The sequence below is a fragment of the Saccharopolyspora pogona genome (assembly GCF_014697215.1).
GTDB lineage: Bacteria > Actinomycetota > Actinomycetes > Mycobacteriales > Pseudonocardiaceae > Saccharopolyspora > Saccharopolyspora hattusasensis.
The window spans coordinates 780,944-796,141 of sequence record NZ_CP031142.1; the positions used below are offsets into that span (position 1 = coordinate 780,944).

At 69.0% G+C, this 15,198-nt stretch carries 12 protein-coding genes and 1 pseudogene; 2 read left to right on the top strand and 11 right to left on the bottom strand.

Annotation, left to right across the window (positions count from 1 at the left end; translation table 11 throughout):
• Positions 1-1,182: a mandelate racemase/muconate lactonizing enzyme family protein gene (locus DL519_RS03135; protein WP_190812800.1), complete on the top strand. Its 1,182-nt coding sequence runs from the start codon at positions 1-3 to the stop codon at positions 1,180-1,182.
• Between the two features lie 92 nt (positions 1,183-1,274).
• Here the strand turns inward: DL519_RS03135 and DL519_RS03140 are convergent, their stop codons facing one another.
• From DL519_RS03140 to bioB, 5 genes and pseudogenes are all read right to left on the bottom strand, one after another.
• The gene (locus DL519_RS03140; RefSeq protein ID WP_190812801.1) at positions 1,275-2,030 is read right to left on the bottom strand and encodes a thioesterase II family protein; all 756 of its coding nucleotides are present in this window, start codon (positions 2,028-2,030) and stop codon (positions 1,275-1,277) included.
• Between the two features lie 194 nt (positions 2,031-2,224).
• Positions 2,225-2,905 carry a dethiobiotin synthase gene (bioD, locus tag DL519_RS03145; RefSeq protein WP_190812802.1) on the bottom strand — a complete coding sequence of 227 codons (681 nt, stop codon included), beginning with the start codon at positions 2,903-2,905 and terminating at the stop codon, positions 2,225-2,227.
• Positions 2,902-4,037, bottom strand: a pseudogene (locus tag DL519_RS03150) (8-amino-7-oxononanoate synthase). The gene bioD and the pseudogene DL519_RS03150 overlap by 4 nt, the downstream one beginning before the upstream one ends.
• Positions 4,034-5,293, bottom strand: coding sequence for an adenosylmethionine--8-amino-7-oxononanoate transaminase (locus tag DL519_RS03155; RefSeq protein ID WP_190823733.1), 1,260 nt, complete (start codon positions 5,291-5,293; stop codon positions 4,034-4,036). Before DL519_RS03155 ends, DL519_RS03150 begins: the two are co-directional and overlap by 4 nt.
• Position 5,294: 1 nt before the next feature.
• The gene (gene bioB, locus DL519_RS03160) at positions 5,295-6,395 is read right to left on the bottom strand and encodes a biotin synthase BioB (RefSeq protein ID WP_190812803.1); all 1,101 of its coding nucleotides are present in this window, start codon (positions 6,393-6,395) and stop codon (positions 5,295-5,297) included.
• A 101-nt stretch (positions 6,396-6,496) separates the two neighbouring features.
• Between bioB and DL519_RS03165 the strand changes: the two genes are divergently transcribed.
• Complete coding sequence (locus DL519_RS03165) at positions 6,497-7,051, top strand: TetR/AcrR family transcriptional regulator C-terminal domain-containing protein (protein ID WP_168588153.1); 555 nt, start codon at positions 6,497-6,499, stop codon at positions 7,049-7,051.
• A gap of 91 nt (positions 7,052-7,142) precedes the next feature.
• On the opposite strand, the gene DL519_RS03170 is transcribed toward DL519_RS03165, so the two are convergent.
• The 6 genes from DL519_RS03170 to DL519_RS03195 form a co-directional block, all read right to left on the bottom strand.
• A complete protein-coding gene (locus DL519_RS03170; RefSeq protein WP_190812804.1) occupies positions 7,143-8,405 on the bottom strand; it encodes a nucleotide sugar dehydrogenase in 1,263 nt (420 codons plus the stop codon).
• A gap of 101 nt (positions 8,406-8,506) precedes the next feature.
• Positions 8,507-10,549 (bottom strand): GNAT family N-acetyltransferase, encoded by a 2,043-nt coding sequence (locus DL519_RS03175; protein WP_190812805.1) that lies wholly within the window; start codon positions 10,547-10,549, stop codon positions 8,507-8,509.
• Positions 10,546-11,286, bottom strand: coding sequence for a sugar transferase (locus DL519_RS03180; RefSeq protein ID WP_223838394.1), 741 nt, complete (start codon positions 11,284-11,286; stop codon positions 10,546-10,548). The genes DL519_RS03175 and DL519_RS03180 overlap by 4 nt, the downstream gene beginning before the upstream one ends.
• On the bottom strand, positions 11,234-12,682 hold the full coding sequence (locus tag DL519_RS03185; protein ID WP_190812806.1) for a hypothetical protein: 1,449 nt from the start codon (positions 12,680-12,682) through the stop codon (positions 11,234-11,236). The genes DL519_RS03180 and DL519_RS03185 overlap by 53 nt, the downstream gene beginning before the upstream one ends.
• The gene (murJ, locus tag DL519_RS03190) at positions 12,679-14,289 is read right to left on the bottom strand and encodes a murein biosynthesis integral membrane protein MurJ (protein WP_190812807.1); all 1,611 of its coding nucleotides are present in this window, start codon (positions 14,287-14,289) and stop codon (positions 12,679-12,681) included. The genes DL519_RS03185 and murJ overlap by 4 nt, the downstream gene beginning before the upstream one ends.
• The gene (locus DL519_RS03195) at positions 14,286-15,197 is read right to left on the bottom strand and encodes a GumC domain-containing protein (RefSeq protein WP_190812808.1); all 912 of its coding nucleotides are present in this window, start codon (positions 15,195-15,197) and stop codon (positions 14,286-14,288) included. Before DL519_RS03195 ends, murJ begins: the two co-directional genes overlap by 4 nt.
• Between the last annotated feature and the right edge of the window lies 1 nt (position 15,198).

The window sequence follows — 15,198 nt, forward strand, 5'->3', positions numbered from 1 at the left end:
ATGCCCTCCCGTCCCGTCGTCACCGAGATCGAAACCTTCCCCCTGGAGTTCGTGCTCCCGGACGGGGGCTACGGTGCCTCGAAGGTCATCAACCCCGCGCGCGTGGCGACCATCGTGAAGATCACCACCTCGGAGGGGGTGGTCGGCTGGGGCGAATCGTTCGGGCCGCCGCGCCAGAGCGCGCCATTCCTCGCCGAACAGGCGCAGCAACTGGCCGGACGACCTGCCGACATCCGCGAGGACCGCATCCTCGACCGGCTCTCGGTCGGATACCACTTCTCCGGAGGGGGCCTGCACATCGCGGCCGCAAGCGGGATCGACGTCGCGCTCTGGGACGCCCAGGCCCGCACGTTCGACGTTCCCGTCGGAAGCCTGCTCGGCGGCCGCATCCGGAACCGGGTCGACGCCTACGCCTCGTCGGGGTACGTCACGGCAACCCGCGATCTCGGCGAGTTCCGCGACCGGATGGCCGCCCACACAGACGAGGGCTTCACCGCGGCGAAGATCAAGATCGGCATCTCCCCGGAAGAGGACCGGGCGCGCACCGCGATCACCCGCGAACTCATGGGCGAGGACGGGCTGGTCATCGTCGACTACAACGCCAACAACACCAGGGCCACCCTCCGCCGCTCGCTCGAGCGCATCCGCGACCTCGACCCGTACTGGGTGGAAGAGCCGCTGCCGCCGGAAGACGCAGCGGGATGGCGATCACTGCACGACCTGGGTGTGCCGTTGTCCGGGGGCGAGGCGCTGTACACGAGGTACGGCTTCCGCGACCCCATCGCCGAGCAGCGGTTCGACATCGTGCAGCCGGACATCGCCAAGTGCGGCGGTTTCACCGAAGCCCAGGCGATCCGCCAACTCGCGGCCACGTGGAACCTGCACCTGTCCCCGCACTGCTGGGGCACGGGTGTCGCCCAGGCCGCCACCCTGCAACTGCTGTCGGCGGTCCCGCGGGCCCCGTTCGGCATGGCCGGCGGCCAGCCGCTGATCTTCGAGTTCGACCGCGGGGTCAACCCACTGCGCGAAGGTGTGCTCGCCACGCCGATCAAGCCCGAGAACGGCACGGTCGCCATCCCGGACGGCGCCGGTCTCGGCGTGACGGTCGACGAGGACTGGCTGCGCGCGCACCGGCTGGAGGACCACAGCGTACTGGTGCGGTCGGGAGGCGGGGACGGCTAAGAGGACCTGCGGGTGCTGCGCGCTCGTGGCCGCGGAGTTGCCCGCCGCCGCGGTGCCAGTGCAGGCGGCGGGCAAGACGTCCATCATGGCGGTCAGCGCTTCGCGCCCGCCGTGAGGATGTGGTCGGAAATGGCTTTGACGATGACGGACTTGTGCTCTTTGAGGTAGAAGTGCCCGCCGGGGAAGATCCGGAGGAAGAACTCGCCGGTCGTGTGCCCGGCCCACGCCTGGGCTTCCGAGGGGGTCACCTTCGGGTCCGCATCCCCGATGAACGCGATCACCGGGCAGGTCAAGTCGGAGCCCGGTTCGTACCGGTAGGTCTCCACGGCCCGGTAGTCGTTGCGGAGGGCGGGCAGGATCATGCGTGCCAGCTCGTCGTCGATCAGCTGCGGTTCGGTGCCGCCGAGCTCCACGACTTCGCGGAGCAGCTCCTGGTCGCTGCTGCGGTGCATCGCTTCCTCGCGGTGGCAGGTGGGCGCGCGCCTGCCAGAGGTGAACAGCCCTGCCGGAACCACGCCGATCCGCTCCAACCGCCGCGCCACCTCGAACGCGAGGGTCGCGCCCATGCTGTGCCCGAAGAAGGTCAGCGGCCGATCAGCGCAGTCCAGCAGCACCGTGGTGACGGTGTCGGCCAACACGGCCAGGTCGTCGACCAACGGGTCCTGGTGGCGGTCCTGCCGGCCGGGGTACTGGATGGCGAGCACTTCGACCGAAGGCGGCATCGCCGCCGAGAGCGGGTAGAAGTAGGTCGCCGACCCGCCCGCGTGCGGGAAGCACACCAGTCGGTTCCCGGCGGTCGGCCGCGGGTGGAACCGCCGGATCCACGTGCTGTCCTCTCGGTTGGTCATGATCTCCCTCGTCACGGAATGGTCGTCAAGAGCCGGAACGCCGCGAACCCCCTACGGCATCACGCGCGCACGTCCGGAGTGAGATGTTGCCAGCTATCGGCCGAACAGTGAACCACAAACCTGCGCCTGCGCCTGCGCCTGCGACGCGGTCGCGCATCCAGCCCGGTCGAAGGCCAGCCCCTCGCGCAGAAGTCCTATGTGGATGCGCGTGCGTCCGAACGGGCCAGCCAGGAGTCGACCTGCGTCTGGAAGTGCTCCGGATCGAGACCGCCGACGCCGTCCGGGAGAGCGGCCACGATCGGCACTCCGGTGACGCGAGGTAGCTCGGCGAGGTTGCACTCCTCGGCCAGGCCGAGCGCTTTCGGCACCGCGCCGAGCACCAGCCCCGCCGGTTCCAGGCCTCGTGAACGCAGGGTGTTCACGGTGAGTTCGGTGTGGTTGAGGGTTCCGAGTCCGACGCGGGTCACGACGTACACCTGCACCGGGTGATCCCGGGCGAGTTCGACGGCGAGGTCCGGAAGGGTGCCTCCGTCGGCGTCGAGGCGGACCAGGATGCCGCCGGCGCCCTCGACGATCACGGGGTCGTGGGTCCGGGCGAGTTCGCGAACGCGGGCGGTGTGCTCGCTGATCGGTGGGATCTCGATGCCGCGCAGTCGGGCGGCCGTGTCCGGCGCGAGCGGGTCTTCGAGCCGGGTGAACTCGGCGACCTCGCAGCCGGTCAGGCGCGCCACGACGGAGATGTCGGGTTCTTCGGTGCCGATGCCGGTCTGCACGGGCTTCACGACGACCGTTCCCGGTCCGGAGCGGGCCGCGAGCGCCGCGGTGGCCACGGTCTTGCCGACACCGGTGTCGGTGCCGGTGACGATGATGATCATGGTTGCCGTCCGTGGTCGTCGATGACGCGGGTCAGCACGTCCACCGCGTGCGCCCAGCGCTTATCGTCGAGGCCGACGTGGGTGGTGATCCGGAGCCGGGAGATCCCGTCCGGCACCGACGGTGGCCGGAAGCACCCGACCCGGACCCCGGCCGAGAGGGCTGCGGCCTGCGCGGCGACGGCGACCTGTGGGGACCGCATCGGCACCGAGAGCACAGCGCCCGCCGACCGCTGCACGCCGAGTCGGCCGGCCAGCTCACCACCACGCTCGTGGATCCGCGACGGGAAATCCGGTTGCTGACGCAGCCGGCGGAGGGAAGTCAGCGCGCCGGCGGTGGGAGCCGGTGCCAGTCCGGTGTCGAAGATGAACGGGCGGGCCCGGTTGGTGAGGTGGTCGATCAGCGCAGCGGAGCCGAGCACCGCACCACCCATCGCGCCGAGCGATTTCGACAGCGTCGCGGTCATCACCACGTGTGGGTGGTCGGCCATGCCGTAGGCGTGCACGAGTCCTCGGCCGCCGTCACCGACTACGCCGAGCCCGTGCGCCTCGTCGACGATGAGGAGCGCGTCGTGGTCGGCGCAGGCCGAGGCCAAGTCCGCGAGCGGGGCGGCGTCGCCGAGCACGGAGAAGATCGACTCGGTCAGCACGATCGGTCGCCTGCCGCCGGCCGCGGCCAACGCGGCCCGGACTGCGGCAACGTCGTTGTGCGGGACCACCTCGATCGCCGCGCGAGACAGCCGCGCGGCGTCGATCAGCGAGGCGTGCACGTGCGCGTCGGAGACGATCAGTGACTGCTTGTCCGCGAGCACGGTCACTGCGGACAGGTTGGCGTGGTATCCGGTCGAGAAAACCAGCGCCGCCTCGCGGCCGGTGAACTCGGCGAGTTCGCGCTCAAGGTCGGCGTGCAGGGTAGTGGTGCCGGTCACCAGCCGGGAGGCACCCGCCCCGGCGCCCCAGGTGAGGGCGGCGTCGGCGGCCGCTCGTCGTACCTCGGGGTGGCCGCTCAACCCCAGGTAGTCGTTGTTGGCGAGGTCGATGACGTCGTCGTCGGCCGCGGCCGCAGCGTGCGCTGCAAGCCGGAGTCCTCGCGCACGACCCGCTGTTCGGCGAACCACTCCGCCCAGGTGTTCATCCGGCCTCCGCAGCGGCCGCGATCCCAGCGCAGATGGCGGCGATGTCATCGTCGGTGCACACGTAGGGCGGCATGGTGTAGATCAGGTCGCGGAACGGACGCAGCCACACGCCTTGCGCCAGCGCGGCTTCGGTCGCCTTGACCACGTCTACCGCGTGGTCGAGCTGGACCACGCCGACTGCGCCGAGGGTGCGCACCTCGACGGCGTCGATCGCGTGCAGCGCCTGCAAGCCGGTGTTGATCCGTCGCACGTCTCGCGCCCAGCCGCCGCTGGCCAGCAGGTCAAGGCTGGCCGAGGCGACCGCGCAGGCCAGCGGGTTTCCCATGAAGGTGGGGCCGTGCATGAGAACGCCGGAATCGCTGGCGGACAGGCCACGGGCGACCCCCGCCGTGCAAACTGCGGCGGCCAGCGACAGGTAGCCGCCGGTGAGCGCCTTGCCGACGCACAACACGTCCGGCGTCACGCCAGCGGCCTCGGCGGCGAAAAGTGTGCCAGTGCGGCCGAATCCGGTGGCGATCTCGTCGAAGACCAGTACCAGCCCGTGCTCGTCGGCGATCTCGCGGAAGACCGTCAGGCAGCCGGCGGGGTAGGGGTGCATGCCGCCGGCGCCCTGCAGGAGCGGTTCCACGATCAGCCCGGCGAGCCGGTCTTCGTGCTCTGCCGCGAGCGACCGCAAGCCCGCGGCCCAGCTGTCGACGTCGCTGTCGAGTCGGGGTGGACGTTCGCCGAACACCTGCTCCGGCAGCACGCCGGCCCACATCGCGTGCATCCCGCCGTCGGGGTCGCACACGCTCATGCAGTCGAAGGTGTCGCCGTGGTAGCCGCCGCGGACGGTGAGGAACCTGGTCCGCTCCGGCTGGCCGACACCGCGCTGGTACTGCAGCGCCATCTTCATCGCCACCTCGACGCTCACCGACCCGGAGTCGGCCAGGAAGACTCGGTCGAGACCGGCGGGCGTGAGGTCGATCAGGCGCCGGGCCAGCTCGACCGCAGACTCATGGGTGAGCCCGCCGAACATCACGTGCGACATCTGGTCGAGCTGGCGGCGTACCGCCTCGTCGAGCACGGGGTGCCGGTAGCCGTGGATGGCCGACCACCACGACGCCATCCCGTCGACGACCTCGCCGACGCCATCGAGGGTGATCCGGCTGCCCGAGGCGCCGGTGACCAGACGGGTCGGCGTCGGGTCGGCCATCGATGTGTACGGGTGCCACAGGTGCTCGCGGTCGAAGGCGAGCAGTGCTTCCGGGGTCATGTCAGGCATTGGGGAGGACGTCGGTGCCCGCGCCGCGGCGCCGGATGGCTGGATCGATCGGCTCCACCCGCTCCGCCCGCTCAGACTGCTGGGCATGCTCGGCCTGCTGGGCGAGGTCCTCTTCGGAGCCCAGGACGACGAAGCCGTTGTCCCGGATCATCTCGAGGTCCGCCTTGGCGTCCTGGCCCTCCGAGGTGAGGTAGTCGCCGAGGAAGATCGAGTTGGCGATCTGCAGCGCGACCGACTGCAGCGAACGCAGGTGCATCTCGCGGCCGCCGGCGATCCGGATCTCCTTGTCCGGGCAGACGAAGCGCGCCGTCGCCAGGATCTTCACGCAGCGAGTGGGGGAGAGCTCCCAGGTGTTCTCGAACGGGGTGCCGTCGAACGGCATCAGGAAGTTGACCGGGATCGAGTCGGAGCCCAGCTCCCTGAGCGCGAACAGCGCCTCGACCAGCTGATCGTCGGTTTCACCCAGGCCGGCGATCAGGCCGGAGCAGGGGGAGATCCCCGCACCTTTCGCCTTCTCCACGGTGTCCACCCGGTCGGCGTAGGTGTGGGTCTGGACGATGTTGGCGTGGTTGCTCTCGGCGGTGTTGATGTTGTGGTTGTAGGCGTCCACACCGGCGTCCTTGAGGCGCTCGGCCTGGCCGTTCTCGAGCAGGCCCAGGCAGGCGCAGACCTCGACGCCTGGGTACTCCTCCTTCAGCGCCACGATCATCTCGGAGACCTTGTCGATGTCCCGAGTGGACGGTCCGCGGCCGGAGGAGACCAGGCACACCCGGCTGGCGCCGCCCCTGAGCCCGGCACCGGCCTGCTTGAGGGTCTCGTCCTTGGACAGCCACGAGTACTTGAGGATGGGGGCGTTGGAGCCGAGCGCCTGCGAACAGTAGTTGCAGTTCTCCGGGCACAGGCCCGACTTGAGGTTCACCAGGTAGTTGACCTTCACCGTGTTGCCGAAGTGCGCGCGGCGCAGCCGGCCGGCGGCGGCTACGACGGACATCAGCTCGGCGTCGTCGGCGCGCAGCACCGAGCGGGCGTCTTCTGGCGTGGCCGGGTTTCCGGCGAGGATCGAATCGGCGAGGTGCTGGAAGGTGGCGCTCATCGTTTCTCCGGTGTCGGCTGGTGGAGCAACCTGAACAGTGTTCACCTGAACGCTGTTCAGGCTAGACTGAGTGGGGAGATCGGTCAACGGGAAGGATCCGCGTGCGCTACCACCGGGGCGACGTCGTGGACCGCGCGATCGCGGTCCTCGACGAGTACGGGCTGGAGTCGCTGACGATGCGCCGACTGGCCGCCGAGCTCGGTGTGCAACCGAGCGCGCTCTACCACCACGTGCCGAACAAGCAAACTCTGCTGGCAGCGGTCGCCGACGAAATCCTGACCCGGGGCCGGCGACCTCGCCGGGCCCGGAAGTGGGACCGGCGCGTGGTCGAGGTCTGCGCCGAGCTCCGGGACGCGATGCTCGCCTACCGGGACGGTGCCGAGGTGGTCGTCACGGCATACACCTTCGGCCTCGGCGCCGGCGAGCCCGCCAGCCAGTTGCAGGAAGCACTGCGGGACGGCGGCCTGCCCGACGACCTCGTCGACGTCGGCACCCGCGCCCTCCTACACCTCGTCTTCGGCCACACCGTGGAGGAGCAGATGGCGCTGCAAGCTGCGAGCGCCGGCGCGATCGATCGGGCGCCCGGGGGGCCGGCCGACTTCGAGCGGGGACTCGAATTGGTGCTGGACGGCCTCCGGTCCAAGGTCAACGGCTAACCACGCCGCGAGGCGAAAGCGGAAACGCACCTCGGGTGCGCACCTCCGCTTTTGCGTTGGATGTGGGGCTCCGTTCGTGCCGCGGAGTTGGTCAAAACCGTTCCACCTGCGGAGAGCGGAGCCGGTTGCGGGTGTCCAGCACGCGGTCGGCGTAGCGCTCCAGCAGCGCCCAGTCGAGCATGTCGTGGTCGGTTAGCACGATGATCAGGTCGGACTGGGAGATCTGGTCGGCATCGAAGCCCACCAGTCGCACGTGTGGCGGAACATCGTCCGGGTCGATGAGGGGGTCGACCGCGCGAAGGTCGGCGCCGAGCCGGTCGAGGCGCTCGGCCACGGCCAATGACGGGGAGTTGCGTGCGTCGCCGGAGTTCGCCTTGTAGGTCATCCCGATCAGCAGGACGTTGCTGCTGTTCACGGATTTGCGTCGCCGGTTCAGGTGTTCCGTGGCGCGTGCGACGACATGGTCCGGCATGTGCTTGTTGACATCGTTGGCGACGTCGACCAATCGGAACTCCTGTCCCAGGGAACGCCGCACCTGCCAGGACAGGTAGGAGGCGTCGATCGGCAGGCAGTGCCCGCCGACCCCGGGCCCGGGCGAGAAGCGCATGAACCCGAACGGTTTGCTGGCCGCCGCGTCGAGAACTGACCACACGTCTACCCCGAGTCCGTGTGCGAACACCGCGAGTTCGTTGACCAACGCGATGTTGATGTGCCGGAAGGTGTTCTCCAGAAGTTTTGCCAGCTCCGCCTCCCGAGTTCCTGGCACCGGAACGGTCACATCCACCAGCTGGTCGTAGAAGTCGCGGACGACGCGCAGCGATTCCGGGTCCACGCCGGACACGATCTTGGGCGTGTTGTGGAACTTCCAGGTCGGGTTGCTCGGGTCGATGCGTTCCGGGCTGTAACCAACGTGAAAGTCGGTTCCTGCGCGCAGTCCTGAGCCGGTCTCCAGGATCGGCACGAAGATTTCCTCCGTGGTCCCGGGGTAGGTCGTGGACTCGAGCACCACGCAGCAGCCGGGCGTGATGTGCGTGGACAACGCACGGGCGGCCTCTTCTATGTAACGCAGGTCCGGTGCGCCGTCGTGCAGTGGCGTAGGAACGCACACCGAAGCGAAGTCGAAACCGCGCAGTTCTGCATGCTCGGTGGTCGGTAGGTACCGGCCCGTCGCCAGCGCGGCGGCGAGCCGCTCGTCGTCCACGTCGTCGATGAAGGACTTGCCCCTCTGGAGCAGATCGATGCGGTCCTTGTCGACGTCAAGACCGACGACGTCGAATCCCGCCTCGCAGGCGCGCATGGCGACGGGAAGGCCCACGTAGCCCTGGCCCACGATGACAACTCGTGCACCGGGCATTCCGATCACTTCTTCCGGGCTTTTCGTGCATCCATCCGTTCGCGGAAATGCAACGGCACGCTTCGTGTTCAGGGTTTGGTCATCTCGCTGCATGAGGGCTCCTAGCAGAAGTACCGGTAGAGCAGGGAACCGGCTTTCCCGGTGATGTCATCGGAGACGGATTCGTCGGTGAGCAAACCGGTGATGCCGCCGAGCAGATCGTCCACTTCGGACCGAATAGTCGACGACTCGCCTGGCGAGCTCAAGGCCACGACCTGCTTCTCGTCGTCGGCGTACTTCCGCTTGAAGTGCAGCAGCCCTGGCTGGTCGAGGTCGCTAACACCCCAGTCGACCAGCCGCAGCCCGCGCTCCACGGCCCAGCGGATCGCGGCCCAGTAGATCGCATCGTTGGGGCGCAGTCGCAGCCGGTCCTGCAATGACGAACCGAACTTGAAGTGCAGCACGCCGTTCCACTGCAGGAACACCGCAGCAGCGACGGGTTCGTCGCCCACGCGCGCTGTCATGGTCACGACCGAGTCGTCGGAATGGAACTGCTCCCAGATGTTCTCGAAGAACTCCATCGGCTGGGCCAGCATTCGGTATTTGTGCTTGCGCAGCCGGACCTGCATCCGGTGAAAGTTCCGCAGCGCTTCCACCCCGGTGTCGGCGCTGATCCGGACGCCGTTGCGCTCGGCTGCGGCTATGTTCCGGCGGGCGGTGGCGGAGATCCGTTGGTGGAGTTCGGGCAGGGGAGCGTCCAACCGTGTCGCGTGCCAGGCGAGCCGACCGGCTTCGCGCAGCCGCGGATCCCGCACGGGGGCTTCGGAACGCAAACACCGCAACGCAATTGGGATGCCCTGGTCGACGACCCCGTTGGTGAGCTGGTGCCAGACAGCCTCGTTGGGGGCGAACGGGTCCGCCCAGTCGGAGAACGGGAGGCTGCACAGTCGTTCTCCGCGGATGTCCCGCACGCGGACCCAGGCAAAGCCGCCGGCTACCGCTCCCGATGCGTCAACCGCGATGCGAGCTTCAGGGGTGAAACCGTACGTCTGGCACACCGCCTCCAGCCACGGCTGGGACGTGAATACGCTGCCCTGCGGACCAGCGGCGAGTTCGGCCCATCGCGAGTCTTTCCGCGGGTCGACGGTGACGATCTCGGGTGTGGCGCTGCGCATCAGGGCCGCCTTCGCAGGCGTTCGGGAGAGCTGGAACGGCGGTGGCTCCCGCAGCGTTCCCACCGCCGTGGACCGAGCTACTAGCAGGTCATCGACGGTGATTTCGCCGAGTTCCCGGTGCAGAACCAGGCCGCGGCGGCCGAGTTCGGTCGCGAGCTGTCGCTGGTGGTCGTCGATGGCCTCGCCGAACCGGCGCTGCCGGGTGACCACCAGCGGCGCCTTCCCCGCATCGAAGGCCAGCAGCACGGATCCGGTACCAGAGTGGCTGATCACCACGTCCGCCGACGAAAGCGCCTCCGCGAGCTGGGTGATTGGCAGGTACGGCTTGGTCTGGATCGGCAGGTCGTCCACCGCCGCCGGACCGGTCTGCCAAAGCACCTCGACCGGCAGGCCGGTCGCGCGGTGCAGCGCACCGTCCGGCTCGAGCAGCGGCACCAGCGATTCGATCATCCGGCGGAATGGGTACGCCGATGCGCCGACCGTGACCACCACGCGCAACCGGTCTCCCAGCGGGCGGCCTGCGGCCGTCGCCCGGTAGACGTCGAACTGGCTGCCGCCGTGGCGCCAGCCGTGGCCAGCAGCGTGCGGGTACTGGGTGTAGACCCGGACCCGGGGAACCCAGCGGAGGAGTCTGCCGGTCAATGACGGGCTGTTCACCCGCGCGGCGCTTTCAATGTAGTGGCACTCCACGCCGCGTGCGGCCAGGTAGGGCAGGAAACCGAGTGCGATGCCGGAACCGGTGGAGATGGCCCGGGTGATGCCCCGGTCACGCCACAGCCGGTGTGCGATCGGCAGGCACCGCAGCACTCCCGGCACGCTGCGGCATCCGACCGGCGGAACGTAAACGACGTCCCGATCCGCCAGCATCGACGTGCTCTGTTCGTTGCGGCCGGTCACCCACACCGCCGGGCCGTCCGCGGGAATCCGCTCGGACAGGCTGTGCAGCTGGGCAAGGTGACCGCCCGTGGTTGCCACGAAGAGTGTCGTCATCGGGCACCGTCCCCGCGGAGCATCGACGGCAGGGTGCGGGCCAGGATGCCGAGGTCGGTCTGCAAGCTGCAGGAACGCACATAGACCAGGTCCAGCCGGAGCATGTCCAAGGTGCCGATGGTGCTGCGGCCGCTGACCTGCCACAGCCCGGTCAGCCCGGGTTTCACCACACTCCGGTCGGCGAACTCCGGCGGGAACATCGCGGCCTCCCACTCAAGGCACGGACGTGGGCCCACCAGCGCCATGTCGCCGCGCAGCACATTGAGCAGCTGCGGCAATTCGTCGAGGCTGGTACGCCGCAGCCAAGAACCAACCGCGGTGATGCGCGGATCGCGGTCCAGCTTGAAACTGCCGTCGGCGGAGGTGTCCTCGGCGCGCAACTCGCGTGCGATCATTTCGCGCAGCGGTTCCTCGCTGCACCCCAGTCGCATGGTGCGGAACTTGTAGAGCGTGAACGGCTTTCCGCCCTGACCGACCCGGCGTTGCCGGAACAGCGCCGGGCCTCGGCTGGTGAGGCGGATGATGCCGGCGACGATGAGCATCAGCGGCGCAAGCACGGCCAACCCGACGGCTGCACCGACCACGTCGATCCCGCGCACCACGGACCGCTCCCACCGAGGTCGCCGACCGCGCGGCGTCAACGGTTCCGGTGGGCCCTCCGCCCGCACCGCCCGTGTTGGTCTCCTAGGTTGCGCGAGACCGATCGAGAGCAGGATCTTGAGTGCTGTGCTCGTCATCACCAAGCCTCCCAGACATGATCGCCAGCAGAATGAACAGCAGATCGCCGAACCCGCGGACCACCAGGTGGATGTCGATCAGCGACAGAACCAGGACCATCCACCACGCGATCTCCAGCGCCGCCGCGCACGCCCCTACCGAGCCCGGACGCGGGGCCAGCCGGCGGGCTTCGCGCAGCACCGCAACCGACAGCCAGGCGAACGCGACCAGCAGCGGAATCCCGCCGACCCAGAGGAACTGCAGGTAACCGGATTCGAGGTAAATCACGTCTCGCCAGGTCTCCGGGGCAGTGAGCACCGAGTCCGGCGAGATCCCGAGGACGAAACGTCCTTCCGCCAACTGCGGCAGGTAGAAGGTGGTGAGGTTGTCCCACCGGCCGAGCCAGCTGCGGGGCACGGCGTAGCCCTGCGCGAAGTCCGCCATGCGGCCCAGGAACGCGGGCGCGCCGACGAGTGCGGCGATCCCCACGATCGGCAGGAACCTGGCCACTTGACGCCGGGCCTGGGGGTAACGGCGCAGGATCAGCACCCCGCCCACGAGTGCGGAGATCCAGGTCGAGAACTGCCCGCTTGCGAGGACACCGGCACCGAGCAGCACGCCGAGCCCGATCCGTTCCCGCTTGCCGAGGATTCCGCGAGTGCCGCAGTACAGCAGGAGTGCCAACCCGACCATGATGTAGTCGCCGGTCGCGATCGAGGAGCCCAGCGTCGCCGTGCCGCGGTCGCTGGCCTCGTTCGCGCTCGCATGCCAGAACGCGCTCAGTAACGTCAGCACGGGTTCGACACCCAGCGTCTGCAGGATCGCCACTATCGACAACGCAGCGGTCGGCCAGACCACCAGGCGGATGCAGCGAAGCCGTTGTTGTTCGGTGTGCACGGTCAACCGGACGAGCAGGAACAGCACCGCGAGTTTGCACACCGGCAGCAGCGCCACTAGATCGGAGCCGTGAGGTTCGTTGCCCCGCAACATCATCGACACGATCGGCCAGACGGTGCTGAACACCACGAAACCGGCCAGCGCAACGTCCAGCGGCCGCAGGCGCAGCGGGATCGGGTCACCACGTAGCAGCCGCAGCCAGCCACCGACGCACGCCCCGGCCACCAGCACGGCGAACAACGCCTCGTTCGGTCGTGCTCCCGGGATCAGCGTGCCCCGGTCGATACCCGCGAGAAACGGCAAGACCAGCAGGTAGGCGTAGGTCGCGAACGCGGGTCGGTACGTGGCTGCGGCGAAAAGCGCCGCAGCCACCAGTGATCCGGCGACCAGCGGCCCGGCCACGGCGATGGACAGTCCCGCCAGCGATGCGCACAAGGCCGCCTGGGTTATCAGCAGCGTTTCCGCGCGGTCCGGAATCCGGCCGGAGATCTCGTCGCGTCGGGGCAGCAAAACGCTCATGGGCACCGTCCGATCCAGCTGATGCGAACCGCCCCGGCGTAGACGGCGATGGCCGCCAGTCCGCACGCGCCGAGGACGATCACGTACCCAGCCCGGCTGGTCTCGCCGATGCTCAGAAACCAGCGGCCGAAAGCGACGATCGGCACCATCGAGATGCAGGCGAGGAAAGCCCGCGCGATCTGCGCGCGGTCGATCCAGCGTTCAGGTCGCAACGCGGCTCGCAGACCGAAGAGCACGGTCACCGCTCCGGCCAACTCACCCGCCAGCAGGCCCGCGCACAGCACCACCAAGCGGGATTGGTCGTCCGGCACGAGCAGCGACGTGACGGTGACGGTGAGCGACGCGGCCAGCAGTGCGTAGCTGGCCAGCCGCGGGCAGCGGATGTTCAGCCGCGCGAACAGCGCATCGAGGCCGACCATGTGCACGCTCGCCGCGAACTGGGCGACTGCGATCACCGCTAGGCAGGCCGCGAGCTGGTCGATCAGCTTGTCCGAGTGCAACTGCCCGTTCGCCAGCATGCTTGCCACCGGGTGGGCGAGCACGGTGAGCAGGAGCAACGGAGGCAGGCTGGTGATCGAGGCGAGCGTCAGCGCTTGTCGCCACGACGCGGCGAAACCGCTGTGGTCCGCACGTGCAACTGCGGCTGACATCCCGGGCAGCACGACGGTCGACACTGCGCGTGCCCCCAACGCGGTCGGCACCTGCATGACCGTGTACGCGCTCTGCACCACGATGACTCCACCAGGCACAGTCGACGCGACGGCCAAGAGCACGTACAGCGCGACCGACCGTGTGAGGGGCAGGCTGATCGAACGGCGCAGCCGTCGCAGGACGGACGCCACCTCCGGGTCCGATCGCCACTGCAACGACGGACGCACCGGCAGCCCCGCCCGGGACGCGCCGAACAACTGGAGGCAAGCGTGCACCGCCACGGCGAGGGTGCTGCCCAGCCCGAGAACGACCAACGGACCAGCCGAAACCTCCGCGACATCGAGCCCCGGGCCCCAGTGCAAACCCACCACGACTACGGCGGCGACGAGCACCACGTTCTCCGCTGCGGGAGCCACGGCCGCCAGCACGAAGCGTTCACGGGCCTGCTGAGCAGCGGCTCCCAGCGCTGCCGCCGTGTAGAGCATGACCTGGGGCGCGACCAGTAGAACGAGCATTGTCGTCGTCTGCTCGGCCTGCTCCCGGAGCGTGGGTTGCGGGATGCCGAAGTTCAGGCACCACCCGAGCACCGGCGCGGCGAGCACCACGAGTCCGGCCAGCACCGCCGAGGCGATCAGCAGGAATCCGCTGACCCGGCCGAGCAGCCTGGTTGCCACGTCTGGTCCGCCGCGCGCGAGCACCTGCACCACGGTTGGGACGATCACCAAAGCGAGCGCGGGCCCCGCGATCACGCTGTAGATCAGGTTGGGAACCATGTTCGTGGCGACGAACGCGTTCGCGAAGTAGGTCGGGCCGAGCACCGCGCCAACCACGACGACCCGGATCAGCCCGGTCAGCCGGCTGATGAGGATTCCGCCGGAGACGACGGCAGAACGCCGCACCGTTCTCCTGACGGCTGGCCGGGACAGGTCGGCGCGCAGCGCGGCGCGGGCACTCACCGGTTGCTCCACCGGCGGACCAGGAGCACAGCGGTGATGGCTGCGACCAGGAGTCCGGTAAGCGCTCCGGCTGCCGTGGCGAACATGGGGCGGGGGCTGACGGGGTCGGTCACCGAGTAGGCCGGCACCACGACCTTGGGTTCGGAGCGCGCGAGTTCGGTCATGCTGAGCTGGTCGAGCTGCGACTGCAACTGCTGCTCGCGTTGCTGCAGGCTTTGCACCAGAGCCTCGGCAGAGGCCAGCGAGGGCGAGCCGGGTTCTGCGCGCTCTCGCGAGACCCGTGCGCTTGCCTCGACGAGATTCGTCCGGACATCGGCGAGCTGCCCGCGCACATAACCGTCCAGTCCGGACTCGCTGTTGGTCCGCGCGATGGCCCGGTAGCGGTCGACGATCTCCCGGGCCCGGCGCAGGGCGACGTCGGGGGTGCCGGCCCTGGACTCCACCTGCAGGACCTCGCTGCTGTCCAGCAGCGACATGGTCACCGTCTTCTCCAAGTCCTCCACCGGAAGCTGCTCCTGGGCGGCCACCGGACCGAGCACCTGCCTGCTGCGCAGCAGCACCAGTTGGGTCGTCAGACTCCGGTCCTCGCGAAGGAAACCGGTCGACTTCTCTTCGCTGATCTCGAAGAGGATCTGCGCGCGAGCCGCGTACACCGGCGGCCACACCAGTGCCCCGATGAATGCGGTGCCAGCGCCGATCAGCACGATCAGCAGGGACACGCCAAGCAGTCGCCGCTTGTTGGCCAGCAGTGCGGACCACGCCCGGTTTTCCGGCGCGGGCGGCGGAGTCAGCAGGTCTTCCTGAGGGCCGAGGAGCGGACCGATGGGCGCGGCACGGGTTGTCACCGCTGCGGCGTCCAAGCGCTGAGCGTTGACCGGCTCGCCGTTGGAGTGCTGGGTTTCGGTCAAG

Excerpts from the sequence above, each read along its gene's own strand:
- DL519_RS03135 (WP_190812800.1), top strand. The coding sequence starts at position 1 with ATGCCCTCCCGTCCCGTCGTCACCGAGATCGAAACCTTCCCCCTGGAG.
- DL519_RS03140 (WP_190812801.1), bottom strand. The coding sequence starts at position 2,030 with ATGACCAACCGAGAGGACAGCACGTGGATCCGGCGGTTCCACCCGCGG.
- bioD (WP_190812802.1), bottom strand. The coding sequence starts at position 2,905 with ATGATCATCATCGTCACCGGCACCGACACCGGTGTCGGCAAGACCGTG.
- DL519_RS03155 (WP_190823733.1), bottom strand. The coding sequence starts at position 5,293 with ATGACCCCGGAAGCACTGCTCGCCTTCGACCGCGAGCACCTGTGGCAC.
- bioB (WP_190812803.1), bottom strand. The coding sequence starts at position 6,395 with ATGAGCGCCACCTTCCAGCACCTCGCCGATTCGATCCTCGCCGGAAAC.
- DL519_RS03170 (WP_190812804.1), bottom strand. The coding sequence starts at position 8,405 with ATGCCCGGTGCACGAGTTGTCATCGTGGGCCAGGGCTACGTGGGCCTT.
- DL519_RS03175 (WP_190812805.1), bottom strand. The coding sequence starts at position 10,549 with ATGACGACACTCTTCGTGGCAACCACGGGCGGTCACCTTGCCCAGCTG.
- DL519_RS03180 (WP_223838394.1), bottom strand. The coding sequence starts at position 11,286 with ATGACGAGCACAGCACTCAAGATCCTGCTCTCGATCGGTCTCGCGCAA.
- DL519_RS03185 (WP_190812806.1), bottom strand. The coding sequence starts at position 12,682 with ATGAGCGTTTTGCTGCCCCGACGCGACGAGATCTCCGGCCGGATTCCG.